The 21808-nt window shown below is 37.1% G+C and carries 15 protein-coding genes and 1 pseudogene; 13 read left to right on the top strand and 3 right to left on the bottom strand.

Annotated features, from left to right (window positions below; genetic code table 11):
- The first annotated feature begins 3 nt into the window (after positions 1–3).
- The 10 genes and pseudogenes from ACK1I8_RS16895 to ACK1I8_RS16850 all read left to right on the top strand — a co-directional run bounded on the left by ACK1I8_RS16895 (position 4) and on the right by ACK1I8_RS16850 (position 11954).
- Entirely contained in the window at positions 4–1047 is a 1044-nt protein-coding gene (locus ACK1I8_RS16895; protein WP_412466464.1) for a glycosyltransferase, read from the top strand.
- A 1069-nt stretch (positions 1048–2116) separates the two neighbouring features.
- A pseudogene (locus tag ACK1I8_RS16890) lies at positions 2117–2281 on the top strand (DapH/DapD/GlmU-related protein); the annotation flags it as partial.
- Between the two features lie 66 nt (positions 2282–2347).
- A complete protein-coding gene (locus ACK1I8_RS16885) occupies positions 2348–3547 on the top strand; it encodes a hypothetical protein (protein WP_412466463.1) in 1200 nt (399 codons plus the stop codon).
- Positions 3548–3557: 10 nt separating this feature from the next.
- Positions 3558–4718, top strand: a complete 1161-nt coding sequence (locus ACK1I8_RS16880) for an O-antigen polymerase (protein ID WP_412466462.1) — start codon at positions 3558–3560, stop codon at positions 4716–4718.
- Positions 4718–5572 carry a glycosyltransferase family 2 protein gene (locus ACK1I8_RS16875; protein ID WP_412466461.1) on the top strand — a complete coding sequence of 285 codons (855 nt, stop codon included), beginning with the start codon at positions 4718–4720 and terminating at the stop codon, positions 5570–5572. Before ACK1I8_RS16880 ends, ACK1I8_RS16875 begins: the two co-directional genes overlap by 1 nt.
- A gap of 4 nt (positions 5573–5576) precedes the next feature.
- Positions 5577–6509, top strand: coding sequence for a glycosyltransferase (locus ACK1I8_RS16870; protein ID WP_412466460.1), 933 nt, complete (start codon positions 5577–5579; stop codon positions 6507–6509).
- Positions 6510–7484, top strand: a complete 975-nt coding sequence (locus ACK1I8_RS16865; protein ID WP_412466459.1) for an NAD-dependent epimerase/dehydratase family protein — start codon at positions 6510–6512, stop codon at positions 7482–7484. It begins immediately after the preceding gene.
- Positions 7485–7497: 13 nt separating this feature from the next.
- On the top strand, positions 7498–8595 hold the full coding sequence (locus tag ACK1I8_RS16860; RefSeq protein WP_412466458.1) for a mannose-1-phosphate guanylyltransferase: 1098 nt from the start codon (positions 7498–7500) through the stop codon (positions 8593–8595).
- A gap of 263 nt (positions 8596–8858) precedes the next feature.
- Entirely contained in the window at positions 8859–10250 is a 1392-nt protein-coding gene (locus ACK1I8_RS16855) for an undecaprenyl-phosphate glucose phosphotransferase (RefSeq protein ID WP_412466457.1), read from the top strand.
- A gap of 108 nt (positions 10251–10358) precedes the next feature.
- On the top strand, positions 10359–11954 hold the full coding sequence (locus ACK1I8_RS16850; RefSeq protein ID WP_412466456.1) for a gliding motility protein RemB: 1596 nt from the start codon (positions 10359–10361) through the stop codon (positions 11952–11954).
- Positions 11955–12229: 275 nt separating this feature from the next.
- Here the strand turns inward: ACK1I8_RS16850 and dxs are convergent, their stop codons facing one another.
- Entirely contained in the window at positions 12230–14158 is a 1929-nt protein-coding gene (dxs, locus tag ACK1I8_RS16845; RefSeq protein WP_412466455.1) for a 1-deoxy-D-xylulose-5-phosphate synthase, read from the bottom strand.
- A 168-nt stretch (positions 14159–14326) separates the two neighbouring features.
- On the opposite strand from dxs, the gene ACK1I8_RS16840 reads away from it, so the two are divergent.
- The 3 genes from ACK1I8_RS16840 to glmS all read left to right on the top strand — a co-directional run bounded on the left by ACK1I8_RS16840 (position 14327) and on the right by glmS (position 18394).
- On the top strand, positions 14327–15070 hold the full coding sequence (locus ACK1I8_RS16840; protein WP_412466454.1) for a segregation and condensation protein A: 744 nt from the start codon (positions 14327–14329) through the stop codon (positions 15068–15070).
- A gap of 62 nt (positions 15071–15132) precedes the next feature.
- A complete protein-coding gene (gene glyA, locus ACK1I8_RS16835) occupies positions 15133–16404 on the top strand; it encodes a serine hydroxymethyltransferase (protein WP_412466453.1) in 1272 nt (423 codons plus the stop codon).
- A 151-nt stretch (positions 16405–16555) separates the two neighbouring features.
- Positions 16556–18394: a glutamine--fructose-6-phosphate transaminase (isomerizing) gene (gene glmS / locus ACK1I8_RS16830; RefSeq protein ID WP_412466452.1), complete on the top strand. Its 1839-nt coding sequence runs from the start codon at positions 16556–16558 to the stop codon at positions 18392–18394.
- A 351-nt stretch (positions 18395–18745) separates the two neighbouring features.
- Here glmS and ACK1I8_RS16825 read toward each other — a convergent pair whose 3' ends face one another.
- The gene (locus ACK1I8_RS16825; RefSeq protein WP_412466451.1) at positions 18746–20119 is read right to left on the bottom strand and encodes a hypothetical protein; all 1374 of its coding nucleotides are present in this window, start codon (positions 20117–20119) and stop codon (positions 18746–18748) included.
- Between the two features lie 56 nt (positions 20120–20175).
- Positions 20176–20874: a ComF family protein gene (locus ACK1I8_RS16820; protein WP_412466450.1), complete on the bottom strand. Its 699-nt coding sequence runs from the start codon at positions 20872–20874 to the stop codon at positions 20176–20178.
- Positions 20875–21808 lie beyond the last annotated feature (934 nt).

Here is a 21808-nt window from a genome sequence, read left to right as displayed (position 1 = left end):
TTTATGCAAATTAGTTTAGTATCAACAGTGTTTAATGAAAGCAGTCGTTTAGAAAAAACTATAGCTGACCTGGAAAGTCAGACTGTAAAACCTTCCGAAATTATCATTACCGATGCTGGATCTTCTGATGGAACTTACGAAAAACTTTTAGAATGGAGAGATACCTCAAACATTCCTATTATTGTATTACAGAAACATCGCTGTAATGTAGCAGAGGGCCGTAATCTTGCCATTAGAACAGCAAAGCATGATATCATTGCAAGTACTGATTTTGGCTGCCGCTTTACTAATAAATGGCTTGAATCAATTACTAATCCTCTTATAAATCCTGAAGTAATGGTTGTAGGTGGAAGCTTCAGTGTTATTGAGGCCGATCAAAATTCACTAGCAGCTAAAGCTGCATATATTAATAATAATGGTTATAATATTAATGTTAAAGCTGCCAATTTTATACCTTCATCTAGATCAATAGCTTACAGACGAGAAGTATTTGATAAAATAGGGGGATATTGCGAATGGTTAACTTTAGCAGGAGATGATTTTATATTTGGATTGGAGGTGAAAGCTTCAGGGTACAAAATTTTAATGGTTGATGAAGCTAATGTTTTTTGGGGACGTCACGTTTTGCCTATAGGCTTTTTGAAAGAAGCTGGAAGATATGGCTTGGGAGAAGGAGAGGCTAAATCAAACGTATCAATGTTATTTAAGCATTTAATATCTCTAACCTTTCAATTTCTTTTTATTGTTCTTTTAATTTTTAATATAACATTTTATATCCTTGAAAAGGATGTAAATATTAGTGCTATTGTTATCAACTTGATGCTTGCAATAGGATTTAAATCATATATTTCAACTTTTTTGAATTGGCTCCGATTTAGATCTGAAAAATATAATTTTAAAGTTTTAATATTTGCTTTTTATCAACAGCAAATGATTAAATATTACTACATAAAAAGTTATTTAAAAGGTTACTTTAACACTTCAGAGAGAGTGGTTGATAATTCAATCGAACTTAAAAAGAGACTTAATGGAAACATCAAGCTATAGTTGAGTATTTAACATGGAAAGCAAAGTAATTCTATCAATTGTTTTAATACTTGAAGAGAAAACTTCGTTAATTTTTGACCATTTGGTTGAAAGTATACTTATGTCTGAGGGAAAAATCGAGTTAATTGTGGTAGGCGCTAAAGCTTCTGTAGCTAAAACATTTTCCACGATTGACAAAGTGAAATATATTCATATTGACGATGAGGAAACTGATTTTGGGTTTAGTTTAAAACAGTCAATAGAGGTGTCTACAGGTATATATATATATGTTCTGCCATCTAGTCTACAATTCTATGAAAGAGAGTCTATCAAAGATCTTTTGGACTATCTTGTAACTACGGAATTAGACTTACTTTATTGCAGACAAAAAATTAGGCTTCCAGACGGGGCTCTTGTTGACAAATTTTCATCATATAATATAAATAAGCCTTTAGAAGGCAACCCTACCTTATTCGGTGAAATAATTGTGAAGAGAAATTTTATATTAAAAGAAAATTTTGCAATTGGATTTGATAAAAATTATTTATTTGATTACGACTTGCTAGTGCGCTTATCTAAATATGAAACTAATATAAAGTTTTATGATAGAACTATAACCGTTACTGATGATAATTTTAAGAAAAGTATTGTTTTTTTAAAAAAAAGGCTGAATGTCTTGCGGGTGCATAAAAAAATCACACCTTTAGTAACTTTTGCATATTTAAAAATGGTTATACTTATTTCTTTAAGTAATTCACCATTATTAGGCCTTTATACTATTTTTAAAGCGTTAATATTTGATTATTTCCCAAACTATTGGGTTAATAAAATTCCTTTCTATTCGTTAAGGCATTATTATTATCGAAAAGTGATAAAAATCAAGTTAGGGAAGCAATCAAGCATTCATTTAAATTGTTTTATTTATGGCAGAAATATTGAGATCGGTAATGGATGCGTTATTAATCGAGAATGTTTTTTGGACGGTCGAGGAAAATTAAAGATTGGCAACTTTACATCTATCTCTCCTCATGTACACATTATTACAGGTGATCACGATATAAATTCTAGAAATTTTGCTTTTAGATCTAAGGATATTAGCATTGGTAATTTCGTATGGATTGGATCACGGGCGACAATTTTACCTGGAGTAGTTATAGGGGAAGGCGCTATTGTTTGCGCTGGTGCTCTTGTAACAAAAGATGTTGCACCATATACAATGGTTGGTGGTGTACCTGCTAAATTTATAAAGGATAGATCAAAAGAGCTGGATTATAACCCAACATGGTTACCATGGTTTGATTAATTAATTTACTTCAAAAAGATGATTATAGTAGTTGAGCCACAGATGCAGGGTGAGAAACATGTAATAGTAAATGCCGGTATTTTGGAAATATTGCAAATCACATTTCCTGGCGATACAATGCATTTATACGCGGATGAATTGCATTCTAAAAGACTACTTGAAAAGCCGTATTTGAGCAAACAAAATTTGGTCTTAAGTAGTTATAAGTATAAACCCAAAGAAGATAAAAAGACTAACATTGCTCTGAAGCTTTTCAGACAGGCAAGATTATCCTGTAAAATGTTCAGACAAGCAAAAAAACATCAAGCGAAACTCATTGTCTTTACTTCATGTTTCCCATTTACTGCATTGTTTGTGAATTTTTTAGCGGGTCTATATAAACAAAAAATTATCATTTGCCATCATGGTGATTTGGGCGTGCTACTTTTGGATAAAAATAAGCTTGTTACAAAGATATTCCGCTATTTTATTAAAAAAATGATGGTTAATAGAAATTTAAAGTTTAACAATTCTTTAATTTATGGGAAAAGTATAAAGGATAAATTAATAGCTACAATCCCATCCATTTGTGACAATTCTTTTATTGTAATTGATCACCCTTATGAATATTATGGTAATAACCTTTTTAATAAAGCTAAGGGAGAAATTCTAACTTTGTCAAATATTGGTACGGCAACTTTAATTAAGAATTCAGAATCTCTTTTTGATTTGGCTCAAATACTTAGAACTAATATTTCCAATAATGAATTAAAGCTAACTCAAATTGGAAGTGTAGCAACCGAACTTCAACCATTTATAAATGAATTTGTAGATGTGTTAAAAAGAGATGGAAGCTTTATTCCTAATTCAGTTTTTGAAGAATCTTTAGCTAAATCAGACTATTTTATATACTTTTTTAAAACAGGAGGATACTATGAACTTTGCCCAAGTGGTACTTTTTTTGATGCGATAAAATACCTTAAACCAATAATTGCAATAAAAAATAGCTATTTAGAGTACTATTTTGATAAGTTAGGTAATATTGGATATCTGTGTGAAAGTATAGATGATATGGCTGAACTAATAAGGTCAATAATTAAAGGGGGAAAAAAACAAGAATATTTTGAGCAGTTAGAAAAGTTAAAAAATGCACAAACTCAATTGTTGAACGAAAATATATCGAAAGATTTTGAAAGGCAACTGTGCTTTGTTAGCAATCATATTTTAGACTCGAACTAAATCATTATATATGCCAAGACTTACCGATAATGTCATAATGAAATATTTCCAGCCAGTGCTTTTATTTGCTGGCACATGGATATTTGTCATTTTCCTGCTGTCTTTAAGGCTAAGTAATTTGCTTGAATCATCAGTAAACGATGCAATAACTTTTTTCTTAATGGTCTTTGCCTGTTTTACTGCAGGGTATTTAGTTGGATTTCTCCCAAAGAAAAAAATAAAGATAGGTGTATCTGTTGTAGATCTAAGCTTAAAACTAAAAAATCGATATTTTTTATTTATCAAGATCTGGGTATTTTTAACCATTATAGAAATTATCGTTTCAGGAGGGGTACCTCTAGTCTGGCTACTTTTAAAAAATGGCAAAACATACTTTGATTTTGGTATACAATCTGTTCATGGATTGTTAAATGCATTAGGAATGATGCTTTGTGTTTTGTCATTCTATTTATTCAAAAAATATAAAGACAAAAAGTATTTATATTACATGCTTTTTTTAATTTTTTGGTATGTAATCGTGATAAGTCGCCAAGTTATAATAGTTATGTTAATGGAGATAACTTTTATCTTTTTCATTATGGCAAAAAATAAACTCTCATTAATCAAGACCGTTGCTATTTATGGATTTATAGTTATTTTTCTATTTGGAATAGTTGGAGACATGAGAAGTGGGGCAGATGCATTTTATGAGTTAGCACAACCAAGTGATAATTGGCCTAATTGGCTGCCTTCAGGCTTTCTATGGGTTTACGTTTATCTTACTACACCAATTAATAACTTAATCTTCAACTTTCAGTTTGAAGTTCGAGAATTAAGTTACCTATTTCCCAATACACTATCACTGCTATTACCTAGTTTTATTAGAGATATTGTTTTCGGCCAACAAGATACTGTATCTGGTAATCTTGTTACACCCGCTTTTAATGTTAGCAGTGCATTTATGTCTTCATATATGGATATGGGTAAATATGGATTAGGTATATTTGCTTTTGTGATAGGGTTAATAAGTAATTTAACCTGGTGGGCTACTGGTTCCAAAAGATTTTTTTTCCGCGCCATTACGTTTCAATGTATAATACTTTCAATTTTTTACAATCACTTTTTCTATTTACCTGTAGCATTCCAATATGTTTGGTTTATTTTGTTTTTTATGAATTATAAAAAAATATAATGCAGCAGTTTCAAACTCTTAGAAAAATCAGATCGCAGGATAATACATCAGAAATTAAATTCTCGATTGCAACACGCGTCAAAAATGAGTTCAAGTGGATTAAGCTTTTTTTTGATTCACTAAAGGCACAGACATACTATCGATATTTAGATGTCGTTTTTTTGGATAGTGGCAGTACAGATGGTACGTTGGAGTTCTTAGAAAAAGAAAATTGTAATTTATATAGCATAGCTAGTTCAGAATTTTCCTTTGGAGAGACGTGTAATCTAATGATGGAGCTAACCAAAGGAGATCATGTTTTGTTTTTTTCAGGCCATGTCGAATTGGAAAGTCAATACTTAGTCGAGGAGGTTCAAAAATTTATTGATAAAATCGGAACCCTTTCTGGATATTTTAGGCAAATACCTAATGAACAGGTTGGATGTTCTATATATGATAAAGTGTTTTTGAAATACAACTTTCCAGCGAGCAACAGTACCGAGCCAGAAATGAAAGTAGATAATCATCGATTTTCTAACGCAGCTTCGATTGTTTCCAGATCACATTGGGAGACAATTAAATTTAAACCTGTTATAGCAAGTGAGGATGCTTTCTGGGCTGATGAGACTGTGGAAAAGTTTGGAAGAATCTATTATTTTCATATGTTTAATGTTAAGCATAGTCATAATGAAACATTTGATGAGGTAAAGAAGAGAGTAGGTATAAATGTTTTAGCTAGATACCCTAGTGGGGTTGGTTTTCTGCAAAGAAAATTTATTTTTACCAAAGTATTTTCAGCATTATTTATTAACACTTTTGAGCTTGTTAATTCTTATAAATTTGCTGTAGCTCATTCATCAGCATATAAAATTTAATTTAATGAACGTGCATAAAATAGCGTTGTTAATCCCTACACTGAACGCAGGAGAATTATGGTATCAAGTATTAGATTCAATTAATCTTCAAACAACAAAGATTGACCGGAAAATAATTCTTGACTCAGGGTCTATTGATAATACTAAGTTGGAGGCTAAATCCTCCGGCTTTGAAATTATTAATATAAAGAAGACAGATTTTGATCATGGATATGCGCGGCAATTGTTAGCTAATGCTGCCCAAGATTGCGATATATTGATTTACCTTACTCAGGATTGCATTTTAAAAGGAAAAGATTCTTTTGATCGGCTTGTCGCTGCATTTGATGATTCGACCGTTGGACTTTCTTATGGAAGGCAGTTGCCGCATAAGGGTGCTAAAACACTAGAAACCCATGCACGGTTATTTAATTATAATGCGGTATCTAGGGTTAAGCAATTAAGTGATAAAGATGAATTAGGAATTAAAACGGCATCTTGTTCAAACTCTTATGCCGCATATAGGAGAGTTGCATTGGAAGAGGTTGGTGGGTTTCCCAGCCATACTATTTTTGCTGAAGATGTTATTGTTGGTGGACAAATCCTAATTAAAGGGTGGAAGATTGCTTATGTGGCAGATGCAGAAGTTTATCATTCGCACAATTATACAACGAAGGAGGAATTTAAAAGATATTTTGATATTGGTGTATTTCACTCAACAAATGAGTGGCTACTAAAGGAATTTGGGTCCGCAGGGGGGGAAGGATTTAAATACTTAAAATCTGAACTAAAGTATGTGTTTAAGCATAACCCTTTGATTTTTCCTAAAATGATCATGTCTATTGGTGCAAAATTTTTAGGATATAAATTAGGAATGATCCATGATAAAATATCATTAAAACATAAAAAGAATTTTTCGATGCATAGCAGATATTGGGACAAATTAGAAAATAAATAAATGAATCATATAATATTCGGTGGATCTGGTTTTATAGGGACCCACCTAAAAAGGTACATAACAGAGACTTTAAGACTTCCGGACCAGGTAAATAGCTACGACATCCGTAAAAAGGTTAGTGATGGATTTACCGAGCTTGATATCCGTAAGCCGATTTTCTTAGATTTAGATAATGTTAGCAATAGTATTGTTTATAATCTAGCTGCAGTACATACGACCCCTGGACATCCTGATCATGAGTATTTCGAAGCGAATATCTTTGGTGCCCAAAACATCTGTGATTTTGCCAGGAAAAATAATATTCAAACAATTGTTTTTACAAGCTCAATTGCTCCCTATGGTGCGTCTGAGGAATTTAAAACGGAAGAAACTTTGCCGATGCCCAATACACCTTATGGCATATCCAAATTAACGGCAGAATATATTCATAAGTTATGGCAGGCTGAAGATCCTGAAAACAGAAAACTTATTGTAGTTAGACCTGGCGTGGTTTTTGGAAAACAGGAAGGCGGTAACTTTACCAGATTATATAATTCGCTAAAAAAAGGATTTTTCTTTTATCCAGGCAGAAAGGACACTATAAAGGCAAGTGTGTATGTAAAGGATGTAGCCAGGATACTGTATGAAACTGGTCAAAAGGAAAAACCGGGGCATGTTACTTATAATTTAACTTATTTTCCTGCACCTACTATAGAGGAGATCTGCACTACTATGGCTGAAGCCACCCATACTAAAGCGCCTAAAATTTTGGTTCCGGGTTGGGCCTTAAAATCTGCAGCTGGTTCAGCGTATTTTGGTGCCAGAGTATTGGGTAAAAATATTAGTGGCATCCACCCTGACCGTGTAAAGAAGTTAATGATTTCTACTAACATCTCAGGTGAAAAACTTAGTTTATCACCTTATAAATTACAATTCTCATTAAAAGAGGCACTAGAAGACTGGTATCAGGATTGTGGGAAAATAGGGCTTTACTAATTACTTAAATTACATGAACAAAGATACATATGTATTAATTATGGCCGGAGGTGTAGGTTCACGCTTTTGGCCGAAAAGCAGAAATCATTGTCCGAAACAGTTTATCGATATATTAGGAATTGGTAAATCTTTGTTACAGCTCACTTATGAACGCTTTTTGAATATCTGTAGCAATGAAAATATCTTCGTACTAACTAATCAAAATTATTTTGATTTGGTTTCTGCGCAATTGCCTGCGGTTTTAAAAAAGAATATTCTTTTGGAGCCTAGCCGTAACAACACGGCGCCCTGTATTGCTTATGCGACCTATAAAATTGCACAATTAAATCCAGATGCTAATATTGTGGTTGCCCCATCTGATCATTTAATTTTAAAAGAAGACGTTTTCTTGGATAAAATACAGGTGGCTTTAGGTTTTAGTACAGCAAATGAGGCTTTGTTAACTTTAGGGATTAGCCCGACCCGACCTGATACCGGATATGGGTATATTAAGTATCAGGATTCAAGTATTGAGTACCAGGATGGATTTGAAGAAGTGAAAAAGGTAAATGCTTTTATGGAGAAACCTGTATTAGCGAAGGCTGAGGAGTATTTAGCAAGTGGTAATTATGTTTGGAACGCAGGCATATTCATTTGGTCGGCAGCGTCGCTCAAAAGAGCTTTTGAAAAGTATGCACCAGAGATTGCTGCTTTATTTCGAAGCGGTTTGTCTTGTTATAATACCGATCAGGAAAGTGAATTTATTAATACAAAATATCCAACCAGTCCGAATATATCTATTGATTATGCCATTTTAGAAAAGGCAGATAATGTGTACACCATTCCTGCTGATATTGGCTGGTCTGATTTGGGGACGTGGGCATCGTTACATGCTGTTGGCGAAAAGGATGCGGCTAATAATATGGTTAATTTAGATAAAATTAATCTAAAAGATACCTCAAATTGTATTATCCATCTGCCTAAAGATAAGGTTGCTGTGATCAGGGGACTGGATAATTATATCGTTGTAGATGATCTCGAAGTTCTCTTAATCTATCCTAAATCAGAAGAACAGGAAATTAAACAGGTGGCTAAAGAGATAGTTGAGGAACATGGAAGCAAATATGCTTAAGTACTGCTAAGTTGAGAAAGTTTGCATTTATGTAAACTTTTTTTGTTTCTACTCAATTGGTTCGTTATTCGACTATTTATTGGAATATAAATACTCGATTTATTAAATGAAGATATTAGGGATATATTGCATCATTGTTATTGGTTTTTGTATTGATAGCGATTATTTAACTTTGAACTCAATATTTGGGCATCAATTTTGCTCATAATGATTCATTTAAAACAAAAAGGATATATAAATGTTTATGTCCGCTATTTAGGCCTATGCAAACACGTTACTTATTTATTCTGAAATATATTTTGCCAATCACTGACCTCATTATGGTCAATATTGTGTACTTTTTTGCCTACGAATTTACGGCATACATGGGCAAGGCGGTAAGTTCTGAATTGCAATGGCATTATGTAGTGGTGTGCAATTTAATCTGGATTGTGAGCACCACCAGTTTCGGCCTTTATAGTGAGTATGGCTCAAGAAGAATAGAGCGGATTTACCGTGGAACCTGGAAAAGTGTGGTTTTACATGCAGTATTGTTTTCCATTTATCTATTCTTCTCTAAACAGAATGATTTCTCCAGATCGTTCCTGGTGATTTTTTATGGCATGTTAGCCATTTTATTTTTAGTAAATCGCTTTATAGGTACTTCCTTTCAATTTCTGTTATTTAACCATTTGAGGGGGGTTAAATCGGTAGCGATAATGGGTAATAATGCAACCGGCTTACAACTAGCCAGTTATTTCGAAAAGCAACGTTATATTGAATTTCATGGCTTTATTAATGATGTGCCTGAAGATTACCTGGATCGGAACGGCCAGATTTCAGATATGGTCGGTCGTCAATTTAAAATGGCTGTTGATAAGGGGATTAAAGATATTTATGTCACCATTGCACCAGAGCGTATGGCTGATATGGCTATACTCACAGAAGAAGCGGAACGTCAATGTGTACGACTTAAGTTTATTCCGGATATTAGCGGAGCCCTACTGTCTCCTTACACGGTAAGTTATTTAGGGAACGAATTCCCCGTAATTTCGTTACGTTCTGAGCCTTTGGAGAAAATACACAACCGATTTAAGAAAAGAGTAATTGACGTGTTATTCAGTGGTTTTGTGATTTTGTTTGTGTTAAGCTGGTTGTATCCTATCATCGCATTATTGATCAAAATGCAGAGTAAAGGCCCTGTATTATTCAAACAACTGCGGAGTGGTAGGGATGATGAACCTTTCTGGTGTTTTAAATTCAGGAGTATGCGCATGAATGCAGATAGTGATAAAAGACAGGCGAGCAAAAATGATGACCGTATTACACCTATTGGAAAATTCCTTCGAAAATCGAGTTTGGACGAGCTTCCGCAGTTTTTCAATGTATTTATGGGACATATGAGCGTAGTTGGTCCGAGGCCGCATATGCTGAGTCATACCGAACAATACAAAGGCATTGTAGATCAGTTTATGGTGCGACACTTTTTAAAACCAGGCATTACGGGTTGGGCGCAGGTAAACGGCTATCGTGGAGAAACTAAGGAAGATTACAAAATGGTGAAGCGGGTGGAGCACGATATCTGGTATCTGGAAAACTGGAGTGCCATGCTGGACGTCAAGATTATTTTTATGACCGTAATTAATATGGTTAAGGGTGAAGAGAATGCCTTTTAATGAATAAAAATCTGAAGCCCGAAAGGGCTTTTCTTTTTGAACTTTAAAACGGGATCGTTTAATTCATAATTATTAACGTTCTTTGCCTTTTGAATTAAAATATAGCAGATGAAGAAAATCTTATTCCTTTTATTTTTAGTCGTATCTATTCATGAGCTGAGCGCTCAGGCTGTCTATCAACCCTACTCTTATCAATTCTATCAGAAATTAAGTGGCGAGGTCTATAACCCCAATACCAGAATCCACAGTTCTTTAAAACCTTTTTTTATTGATGATAGCTTGCTGCGCGACAAAAGTACTTTACTCTTAAGTATGGGAGCAGATTCGACTAGACAATCATGGGTATCTCGAAAGTTATTCCAGGAACATTTACTAGACATAAGGAAAGAAGATTATACCGTATATGCTGATTTTTTACCGGACTTTCAGATCGGTCGTGATGCTTCAGGTAAAAAGACTACTTATTTAAATACGCGCGGCTATCAGGTTGGTGGTACAATTGGAAAGAAATTTTCTTTTTATACCAGTGGTTTTGAAAATCAGGGCCGTTTTGCATCTTACTATGATGATTATATCAATAAAAACAAAGTAGTACCGGGGCAATCTTATGATAGAAGTTTTGGTAAACTCACTAAGGATTGGTCGTATGTAACGGCTACAATATCTTATACACCGATTAAATATTTAAACATTACGGCGGGTTATGATAAAACCTTTATCGGTGACGGATATCGATCATTACTATTATCCGATTTTTCTTCTCCAACACCCTTTCTGAAACTTACAGGAAATTTAGGGAATGTGCAGTACATGGCTATGTGGACATCTATGCAGGATCCTGGGGCAACTAAATTATCTTACGATGCAGGTAACCGTAAAAAAGGCGGTGTTTTCCACTATTTGGATTGGAATGTAAATAATAGATTATCAATAGGTTTTTTTGATTCCATCGTTTGGGCCCAAACCGATGAAGCTGGAAACCGACGGGGATTTGACTGGGGATATGCTAATCCAATCATCTTTTTAAGACCAGTTGAAGCATCAAGTGGCTCTCCTGATAATGCTTTAATCGGTTTTACAAGTAAATATAAATTTATGAAAGAACTGGTTGCCTATGGACAGTTCTCCTTAGATGAGTTTGAAGCTAAAAATTTCTTCTCGAGTTCAGGTAGTTCCAGGAATAAATATGGCTGGCAGTTAGGGGTAAGAGGAGCAGATGTTTTTAAAGTTGATGGTCTAAATTATTTGTTAGAATACAACACTGCGAAACCCTATACCTTTTCGTCAAGAACACGTATCGGCAATTACGCCAATTATAACGAGCCTTTAGCACACCCCATGGGTGCAAACTTTCGAGAAGTGGTAGGCTTGTTAAACTACTCTTACAAACGTTTCGATTTTAGTGGAGAATTGATGTACGCCAAATACGGCCTGGACATTGCCGGACAAAATTATGGCAAGAATATTTTCGAGCCTTATACGGATGCGGTACAACCTACCGGAAATTACACCACTCAGGGTATCCGTACTGATCTTTTTTATGCAGAAGGCAGGGTGGCTTACGTCATTAATCCGAAATATAACTTACGTTTTGAACTAGGTGGTATATTAAGACGTGAAAGCAACAGCCTGGGTAAAAACAATACCGGTTTAATCACTTTCGGTTTGCGTAGTTCGTTCAGGAATTTATATTCTGATTTTTAAAAAAGGCCTCCTAAAAAATTAAAGCCTCAGCTATGATTATAGCTGAGGCTTTTTAGTCCTTTTATCTGTCATTCTGACGATAGGAAGGATCTTTTTTTTTTGAAGATTCTTCGCTGTGCTACCATTTAACGTTATCAAAAATCAGCGTCATCTCGACCGGAGCAACGCGTAGTGGAGAGATCTTTGTACCAGGTTAAAAGATCTCTCCACTGTGCGGTCGAAATGACGATTTATCTTAATGAATGCATCAGAATAACAACAATTACGACAGGCCTCTACCCGGCCATACTATTAGTTGTACTTTTCACTGCAACCTTTCTTACAGCTTCAATAATTGCATTTTTATCATAACCGCATTCTGCCCATAACTCTGCCTGTTCGCCATGTTCGATGAACTGATCTGGTATACCCAGGCGGATTACATTGGACTTGTACCCATGATCAGCCATAAACTCCAATACTGCAGATCCTACTCCTCCCGGCAGGGAACCGTCCTCAACCGTAATCACATGTTTATATTTAGCAAAAACTTCATGTAATAAAGTTTCATCTAACGGTTTTACAAAACGTAAGTCGTAATGCGCCGGGTAGAAACCTTCGCTATTTAATTCTATACAGGCTTCAACCGCAAAATTCCCCACATGGCCAATGGTTAGCAAGGCTACATCCTCGCCATCACAGATTTTACGCCCTTTACCAATTTCCAATGCTTTAAAAGGCCGCTTCCAATCGGGCATTACTCCATTACCACGCGGATAACGGATAACAAATGGACCCATATTTTCCTGCTGTCCGGTAAACATTAAGTTTCGAAGTTCTTCTTCGTTCATGGGCGAAGAAACGATTAAATTTGGGATACAGCGCATATAAGCAATATCATATGCGCCATGGTGGGTAGCCCCATCAGCTCCGGCAAGTCCTGCCCTATCTAAACAAAATACCACATTGAGTTTCTGGATGGCAACATCGTGGATCACCTGATCGTAAGCCCTTTGCATAAAGCTGGAATAGATATTACAAAATGGAACCAATCCCTGTGTGGCCAGGCCGGCAGAGAACGTTACCGCATGTTGTTCTGCAATACCCACATCAAATGCCCGTTTTGGCATCGCTTTCATCATAATGTTTAATGATGATCCGGAAGGCATTGCTGGTGTAATACCGACTATTTTATCGTTGGCCTCTGCCAGTTCAACCATGGTATGCCCGAAAACATCCTGGTATTTTGGTGGTTGAGGTTTATCCGGAATACTTTTTTTGATTTCGCCCGTAATCTTATCAAAAAGACCAGGTGCATGCCATTTGGTTTGGTCTTTTTCTGCCAAAGCAAAACCTTTACCCTTAACGGTAACACAGTGTAAGAGTTTCGGGCCCGGAATGGCAGAAAGATCTTTGATTACCTGCGCCAGGCGTTTTACATCGTGTCCATCAACCGGGCCGAAATACCTGAAATTTAAAGCTTCAAATAAATTACTTTGTTTAAGTAAAGTACCTTTAATGCTCTTCTCTATTTTCTTCACGTACTTATGTGCATTGGGGCCGAGTTTAGATAGCCCGGTGAGCACATGAGAGATATCATCGCGGAAACGGTTGTACGATTTCGAAATGGTGATGCTGGTTAAATATTCTTTCAGTGCACCCACATTAGGGTCGATAGACATGCAGTTATCATTCAGAATCACCAATACATTGCTATTTTCAATGCCGGCATGGTTTAAGCCTTCAAAAGCCAAACCAGCTGTCATGGCACCATCGCCGATTACGGCAACATGCTGCCTGTTGGTTTCACCTTTTAATTGCGAAGCCACAGCCATACCTAAAGCCGCCGAAATAGATGTAGATGAATGGCCCACACCAAAGGTATCATATTCACTTTCTGAAATCTTTGGGAAACCGCTGATGCCACCATATACACGATTGGTGTGAAATAAATCCCGCCGACCGGTTAATATTTTATGTCCATATGCCTGATGCCCTACATCCCAAACCAACTTATCGTAGGGTGTATTTAAGGCATAGTGTAAGGCTACTGTGAGTTCAACAACACCTAAGCTGGCACCAAAATGGCCGCCATTTACGCTTACTACATCAATAATATATTGTCGTAATTCCTGGCTTATTTGTTCTAAGTCAGATTCGCTATATTGCTTTAGGTCAGCAGGATAGTTGATTTTAGATAATAGGGGGCCAGCTTTTACTTGCATTCGAAATTTGTGGTAAAAAACAAGATACAAAGTAAGGGAAATTTGTTTTAATATAGAAGAGAAAAATAGTGCATTATTGTAGCGGGATGAGTGGCGGTCGTTTAGCGGTGAGCCGTAAGGGTTTAGCGGTTGATGTACTAAATTTTTTGATTATGTTTGTTGCTACACATGCAGGCAGAGAATTTTGAAATAAAACTTCCCGTATTTGAAGGTCCTTTCGACCTATTGCTGTTTTTTATTGAGCGGGATGAACTGAATATACAGGATGTGGAGATCTCGAAAATTACCAACGACTTTTTGGCCTATATCCACCAGCTCCTGGCTTTAAATGTAGAAGTTGCCAGTGAATTTATCCTGGTTGCGGCCACCCTGATGCGGATTAAATCTAAAATGTTGTTGCCAAGGATTGAGCTGGATGAAACCAGCAACGAAATCAGCTCGGAGCAGGACCTTATTGCCAGGCTGATTGCCTATAAACAGTTTAAATCTGCCGCCGAAGAAATGAAGGTTTATGAAGAGGAGCGATTGAAGCAAAACCATCGAGGTAATATTGCATTTGACCTCACACTTGCTGCGGAATCTTCTACCCATCAGGATGAACTTTTATCTCTGGACTTGTATAAACTTTTAACTGTTTATCATCGCACGATGCAGAAATATGAACTGCGCAGTGAAGAAGTTAAACATACGGTTGTACAATATCCCTACACCATTGAACAGCAAAAACACTTTATTGCCAATTTGCTCGATATCAATAAACAGATCGATTTTGCCCTGGTGCTTAAAAATTCTGAAAATAAAGTTCATTTCGTTTATAATTTTCTGGCCATTTTAGAAATGTTGCAGCAACAAATCGTAGAGATAACCATTGGGAGCGGCTTTAACAACTTTAATGTGAAAGCATTGTCTTAAACAGGCCCGAATTAAATTTGAAATCCTTACTTTTGCAAAAAAATACAAACCTAAAATAGACAATGACACGCGACAACCAAATTTTTGAACTTATCGATAAAGAGTTAAACCGCCAAGAACATGGTTTAGAGCTTATTGCATCAGAAAACTTTGTAAGCAAACAAGTGATGGAAGCTGCCGGATCGGTATTGACCAACAAATACGCCGAAGGCTTACCGGGAAAACGTTACTATGGAGGTTGCCAGGTGGTTGATGTGGTAGAGCAGATTGCGATCGATAGGGCTAAGGAATTATTTGGAGCAGCGTGGGTAAATGTGCAGCCGCACTCTGGCGCACAGGCCAATGCGGCGGTAATGCTCGCTATTCTGCAACCAGGCGATAAAATATTAGGATTTGACCTTTCTCATGGTGGACACTTAACCCATGGTTCTCCTGTTAACTTTTCAGGTAAATTATATCAGCCTTTATTCTATGGCGTAGAGAAAGAAACCGGACGGATTGATTATAAAAAATTAGAGGAAGTTGCTTTAGCAGAAAAACCAAAATTGATTATCTGTGGTGCATCTGCCTATTCACGTGAGTGGGATTATGCTTTTATCCGTTCGGTAGCTGATAAAATTGGTGCTTTGGTTTTAGCTGATATTTCTCACCCGGCAGGTTTAATCGCGAAAGGATTATTGGCCAATCCGCTTCCACATTGCCATATTGTAACCACTACTACCCACAAAACTTTACGCGGACCACGTGGCGGTATGATTATGATGGGACATGATTTTGAAAATCCGTGGGGATTGAAAACCCCGAAGGGCGAAATCCGTATGATGAGCAACTTATTAGATATGGCTGTTTTTCCTGGTACGCAAGGTGGTCCTTTGGAACACATTATCGCAGCTAAAGCAATTGCTTTTGGCGAAGCGTTAAGTGAGGAGTATGGAACATACATTAAACAGGTAGCGGCTAATGCACAGGCCATGGCTAAAGCATTTGTAGCAAAAGGATATGGTATTATTTCTGGCGGTACCGATAACCACCTGATGTTAATCGACCTGCGTAATAAAAACATCACCGGTAAAGTAGCCGAAAATGCTTTGGAAAAAGCTGAAATCACAGTAAACAAAAACATGGTTCCTTTTGATGATAAATCACCATTTGTAACTTCTGGTATCCGGGTAGGTACAGCAGCTGTTACCACCCGCGGTTTAAAAGAAGCCGAAATGGAACAGATTGTTGAGTTAATTGATAGGGTTTTAACCAATCCGGAAGATGAAACGAACCTGAATGCAGTGAAAAACGAAGTGATTAATTTGGTAAGTGCATTCCCGCTTTATAAATAGAATTTAACTAATTCGATTTAGTAATCAACATATTAAAAGCAGTTACATAAATTGGTAACTGCTTTTTCATTTAACAAAGTTCTTTGTTCCCTAATACAGCAAAACAAACGTTTGTTTTATATATTTATCCCAAATTAATTAGATATAAATTATGTGTGGAATAGTGGGCTACATAGGCTATAGAGAAGCCTGGCCAATTGTACTTAAAGGACTTAAAAGATTAGAATACCGTGGTTATGATAGTGCTGGTATCGCAGTAATGAATGAAAGCGGGAAGCATATTTATAAAAAAGCGGGAAAGGTAGCCGTTTTAGAAGAGTTTGCTCAAGATCAGGATAAGTCTGGTACGATTGCCATGGGCCACACCCGTTGGGCTACACATGGAGTTCCTTCTGACCGTAACTCCCACCCACATACCTCCAATAATGGTAAACTTTCCATTATCCATAACGGAATCATCGAAAATTATGCCACGCTAAAAGAAGAGTTGATTAGCCGTGGGCATGAATTTAAAAGTGATACCGATACAGAGGTCTTGATTCATCTGGTTGAAGAAATCCAAAAAATTGAAAATATAGATCTTTTGGAAGCCGTTCGTTTGGCTTTGAAGGAAGTAATCGGTGCCTATGCCATCGTGATTATGGATCAGGATCATCCCGATCGGTTAATTGCGGCCAGAAAGGGCAGTCCGATGGTAATTGGCGTGGGGCAGGGAGAGTACTTTATTGCTTCAGATGCTACTCCGATTATAGAATATACCAAAAATGTAATCTATCTCAACGATAATGAAATTGCACTGATTACCAAAGATGATCTTTTGGTTAAAAGATTGGATAATGTTGTGCAAACGCCATTAATCCAGGAGCTGCAGTTAAAGTTAGAAATGCTGGAGAAAGGTGGTTTCGATCACTTTATGCTCAAAGAAATTTACGAACAACCGCGTTCGATTAAAGATTGTATGCGTGGCCGGATTTATCCTGAAGAGGGTAAGGTGCAGCTTGGTGGGATCAAAGAATTTGCAGAGAAATTAAAAAATATCGATCGTATCATCATTGTGGCCTGCGGCACATCGTGGCATGCCGGTTTGGTTGGCGAATACCTGATTGAAGAATATGCCCGCATTCCTGTTGAAGTTGAATATGCGTCAGAATTCAGGTATAGAAATCCGATTATTACCGAAAAAGATGTGGTGATTGCCATTTCACAGTCGGGAGAAACAGCTGATACCATGGCGGCTATCGAGATGGCTAAAGAACGTGGTGCAACTATTTTCGGAATCTGTAACGTTGCGGGTGCTTCTATTCCTCGTTTAACGCATGCGGGTGTTTATACCCACGCCGGTCCGGAAATCGGGGTAGCTTCTACAAAGGCATTTACCGCACAGGTAACCGTTTTAACTTTGATGGCCTTTTACATGGCGCAACAAAAAGGAACCATCACCACTTCGAAATTAATAGAGCTTTTAACCGAACTGGATCATATACCTGAGAAAATAGAGATTGCTTTGGAATCAAACGATCTGATTAAAGAAGTTTCTGAAAAAATTAAAGCTTCTACCAACTGTTTGTTTTTAGGTAGAGGAAGCGGTTTCCCTGTAGCCCTGGAAGGTGCATTAAAACTGAAGGAAATTTCCTACATCCATGCAGAAGGTTATCCGGCTGCGGAAATGAAACATGGTCCTATTGCCCTAATTGATGAAGAAATGCCAGTAGTGTTTATTGCTACCCAAAATTCATCCTATGAAAAAGTAATCAGTAACATACAGGAGGTAAAAGCAAGAAAAGGAAAGGTAATTGCCATTGTGACCCAGGGCGATACCGAGGTGAAAAAAATGGCCGATTATTGTATCGAAATTCCTGATGCCAATGAAGCTTTCTTACCACTCCTGGCAACTATACCCCTTCAGTTGTTATCGTATCATATTGCGGTAATGCGTGGCTGTAACGTAGACCAACCGAGAAATCTGGCCAAATCAGTTACCGTAGAATAATTTACAACAAAATAAACAGAGAAAGCAGTTGCACGAATGTGTAGCTGCTTTTTTGATGATCGGGAGTATTTAATTACTGCCTTTGTTCACTAAGCCCGATTGAACGGATGCCGTTTTTAGCTACAAGTTTTTCGTATCGACACATTAAAACGGCAGGAGGAAAAGCGGGGCAGGTAGCCGCCACTTGCACTAATGTTCACTTTCTAAAAAAATAAGACCGACTGTAAAAACCAAAAAGTAAAGGGCCGATATTCTTCAGAAGAAATCGACCCTTACCATCTAAATTAACGCTCTCGGATATATAAACGCAGCTTCATGCGGTTTGGTTTTGAGAAAAGATAAAAAAGTTTATTATTTCTCGTAACTACCTAAGGTTGAGGGATAAAATCTTTTGTTTTCCAGTATATCTTTATTTAGATAAGCATTAAAATAAAGATCGGCACTTAAATCGGTACCTTTCTTTCTGGCCAGACTATTCGCTGTAAGTTCAAAATTTTTATTTTCCTGATTGATAAAGGATGGGTCAATGTTCAAAATGTTACCATTAATATTATAAGCATTATTGGTAGATCGGATCAGATTATGTGATAAATTGAGCTGCAGCGCTGCAGAAGTTTTCTTTTGGATATCCAGTTCATTGGTTAAAGTCCCCCAAATGATATTGTTGGTTAAATTGATTTGAAGTTTATTATAAGCATTTGCTGATAGATAATCTGAAAAGCTTAGCGCGGCAGTTTTACGCGGAAAGTTTAGGTTGTAACCGGCAAAGGTGTTTTGTTTAAGGTCATAATTCCCTCCGCCAACAGTATGTATAAGGTAATTGCCACAATTATACATCAGATTATTAAAGGCAAACAGCTCTGAGTGATAACCCATATAGGCTGCTACCTGCATATTTTTGATGATGCTATTGCTCAAAATTAATTTGGGGCTGTTGTTAACCGATAAAGAATCGGAGGTGATGCCAACTGATGCATTTTTAATGATTGCGTTTTTAATCATTCCGTATCCGGTTCGTTTTAAGAAGATTCCTTTCCATTGCCCCGGCTCTTCAGTGTATAGCTTTTCCAATCTGTCGCTACAAAACAATACCGGGTCGGTAACCGTTCCATTAGCTACCAAATTTCCTTCTATGTTTAAGCTGGCGTCTTTATGAAAATAGACTCTGGCGCCGGGTTGGATGATTAGCGATGATCCATTTTTTACCGTTAAAGCGCCATCGATAACATAGGGAAGTGATTTTGTCCAGGTGGTACTGGAAGCAATAGTTTGGTCGTTAATAAATACTGCATTCTGTCCATAAGCTATAAGATTGACAACCTGTCTATTCCCATTGGTATTTAATATAATAGAGTCCTGTACTAAAAATGGCAGATTCTCCATATTGGGGTTAATGGTAACCTTAACAAAAATATTAATAGAATCCTTTCCGTTTATAACCAGGTCGTTTTGGTTAAAGATATTTGCTCCGTTAATATTAATGTTGAAGGCAGAACCGCCCCTTCCGGACAGTGTAATCTCTGAAACTTTTACCGCGTCCTTATTATTATTTACAATGGTCAGCCGTTTAGTTACAGAACCAATTGATGTGAAAATGGTATCGAAACGCAATTCCGTATCGGCAATGGTCAGTTTTGCTGCTGCATCTGTGGTAATGTGTTCACCCTTCCGGCAAGCCGAAGCGATGAATAGGATGAGTAGCACTAAACCAGTATTGAAACGCATAAATCAAACTTAGAAAAATGTCAGGGTACTTGCAACTATGCCCGGATATAACCAGGTTATTCCGCGAAGGCCAGTGCGGCGATACTTACTTTTGCCGCCCCGCTGTTTAGCAGTTCATTTGCGCAGGCCTCCAAAGTTGCGCCGGTGGTAATTACATCATCAACCAGCAAAAGATGTTTGCCGATGATATCTTCAGGAGTAGATACCTGGAAAACATCCTTCATGTTTTCATAACGGTTATACCTGCTCTTTTTAGTTTGGCTTTCGGTGGAGGTACTCCGGATCAGGTGCTTTTCGCTGATATCAATCCCCATCTGTGCTGCAATTCCTTCTGCAATAAAAGTACTTTGATTATATCCTCTGGTTTTATATTTTCTGCGATGTAACGGGACCGGTATAACCAGATCAATATCTTGGTAATGATTAACGGTTTTTAACCGTTCTCCCAGCATATTGCCCAGCAGTACGCCAACATCGGTTCTGCCATTGTATTTCAGGTTGTGGACCAGGTTCTGAACCTTTGCCCCTTTTCTAAAATACAACATGGCCATTGCAGCATGTAGTGGTACCCTGCCCCATAATTGTTTGGCTACTCTGTTTTCTGTATGTTGGTGGTAATCGGTAAAAGGCAGGTCATACCGGCATTTCGTGCAGATCAAATGCTCGCTTCGGTATAGCTTTACACCACAGGCATTGCAGAGGTTTGGAAATAGCAAACCAATTAAATCACTGCACCATTGTTTAACCTGTAGCATATAACTAATTTATGCAATTTTTATGAAGATATGATGTATCGTAGGAATACTTTGCACATATGTTTTATTTATCTTTTTTCAACAAAGCAAGTTCAGTGCTGCTATATAGGTATGTTCCCGCTATCCGCTCCAAATCCTCAGCTCGTTCCTCGCTTCCGGGTTTTCCGCTGCTATCGGGTTTAGGTGGCGGTAGTCTTCCGGAGTTTCAAAGGATTTAGCGTAGAGGAACTTCGGAAGTTTAGCGGGTTTATCCAGCCTGTCGGTCATCCTGAGCGTAGTCGAAGGATCTTTTCGACAGATCAGCAAGCGGACGTCATCAGATACTGTAGCTGTTTAGGGCAGTCCAAAACACTAAAAACGCATAATTGTTTTGTTTCGACTTAAAATTTTTCCCGCTGAAAACCATCTACTTACGCAAAGCCAATAAATATTCCCTGGATATCCTTTGCCGTTGCAGATATTTTTTCTACTTTTGCATCCCGCTTCGGAGGAAGGGGTTTTGGTGAAAGGATGGCAGGATTTATTTTAAAATAAATATTGCGGAAGCGGAAAAGATTGCTACCTTTGCAGCCCTGTCCGGAAGGAGGGAAAGCTGAGTAACATCGGCATATTGAAATAAAGAAATAGCGGAAAAAGAAAACGAAAAAATAAAAATTATTTTATTTGGAAGTTTAAAAAAGATGCTTACCTTTGCACTCCCAACGGAAACGAAGGGGAAAAAAGACCGGAACGGCGGATGCCGGGAAGAGAGAAAAAAAGATTGAAATGAGCTTGAAAACAAGGGAAGGAAAACGACCCCAACCAAAAAGCGAATCACAATATATAAAGACGGGCCGAGAGGCAACAACAGTCGATAAGTTCTTAAAAGAGATGTCAATGTAGCGTAGCGGGGTTAATGGAGTACTGATCAAAGTACATGATTATTCTGCTTTAT

The sequence above is a fragment of the Pedobacter sp. KLB.chiD genome, from assembly GCF_047040275.1.
Lineage (GTDB): Bacteria > Bacteroidota > Bacteroidia > Sphingobacteriales > Sphingobacteriaceae > Pedobacter.
This window is presented reverse-complemented; position numbering and strand designations above follow the sequence as displayed.

Coding starts and splice junctions, on each gene's coding strand:
- ACK1I8_RS16865 (WP_412466459.1), top strand. CDS start 6,510: ATGAATCATATAATATTCGGTGGATCTGGTTTTATAGGGACCCACCTA.
- ACK1I8_RS16825 (WP_412466451.1), bottom strand. CDS start 20,119: ATGCGTTTCAATACTGGTTTAGTGCTACTCATCCTATTCATCGCTTCG.
- dxs (WP_412466455.1), bottom strand. CDS start 14,158: ATGCAAGTAAAAGCTGGCCCCCTATTATCTAAAATCAACTATCCTGCT.
- ACK1I8_RS16840 (WP_412466454.1), top strand. CDS start 14,327: ATGCAGGCAGAGAATTTTGAAATAAAACTTCCCGTATTTGAAGGTCCT.
- ACK1I8_RS16860 (WP_412466458.1), top strand. CDS start 7,498: ATGAACAAAGATACATATGTATTAATTATGGCCGGAGGTGTAGGTTCA.
- glmS (WP_412466452.1), top strand. CDS start 16,556: ATGTGTGGAATAGTGGGCTACATAGGCTATAGAGAAGCCTGGCCAATT.
- ACK1I8_RS16895 (WP_412466464.1), top strand. CDS start 4: ATGCAAATTAGTTTAGTATCAACAGTGTTTAATGAAAGCAGTCGTTTA.
- ACK1I8_RS16875 (WP_412466461.1), top strand. CDS start 4,718: ATGCAGCAGTTTCAAACTCTTAGAAAAATCAGATCGCAGGATAATACA.
- ACK1I8_RS16870 (WP_412466460.1), top strand. CDS start 5,577: ATGAACGTGCATAAAATAGCGTTGTTAATCCCTACACTGAACGCAGGA.
- ACK1I8_RS16820 (WP_412466450.1), bottom strand. CDS start 20,874: ATGCTACAGGTTAAACAATGGTGCAGTGATTTAATTGGTTTGCTATTT.
- glyA (WP_412466453.1), top strand. CDS start 15,133: ATGACACGCGACAACCAAATTTTTGAACTTATCGATAAAGAGTTAAAC.
- ACK1I8_RS16880 (WP_412466462.1), top strand. CDS start 3,558: ATGCCAAGACTTACCGATAATGTCATAATGAAATATTTCCAGCCAGTG.
- ACK1I8_RS16885 (WP_412466463.1), top strand. CDS start 2,348: ATGATTATAGTAGTTGAGCCACAGATGCAGGGTGAGAAACATGTAATA.
- ACK1I8_RS16855 (WP_412466457.1), top strand. CDS start 8,859: ATGCAAACACGTTACTTATTTATTCTGAAATATATTTTGCCAATCACT.
- ACK1I8_RS16850 (WP_412466456.1), top strand. CDS start 10,359: ATGAAGAAAATCTTATTCCTTTTATTTTTAGTCGTATCTATTCATGAG.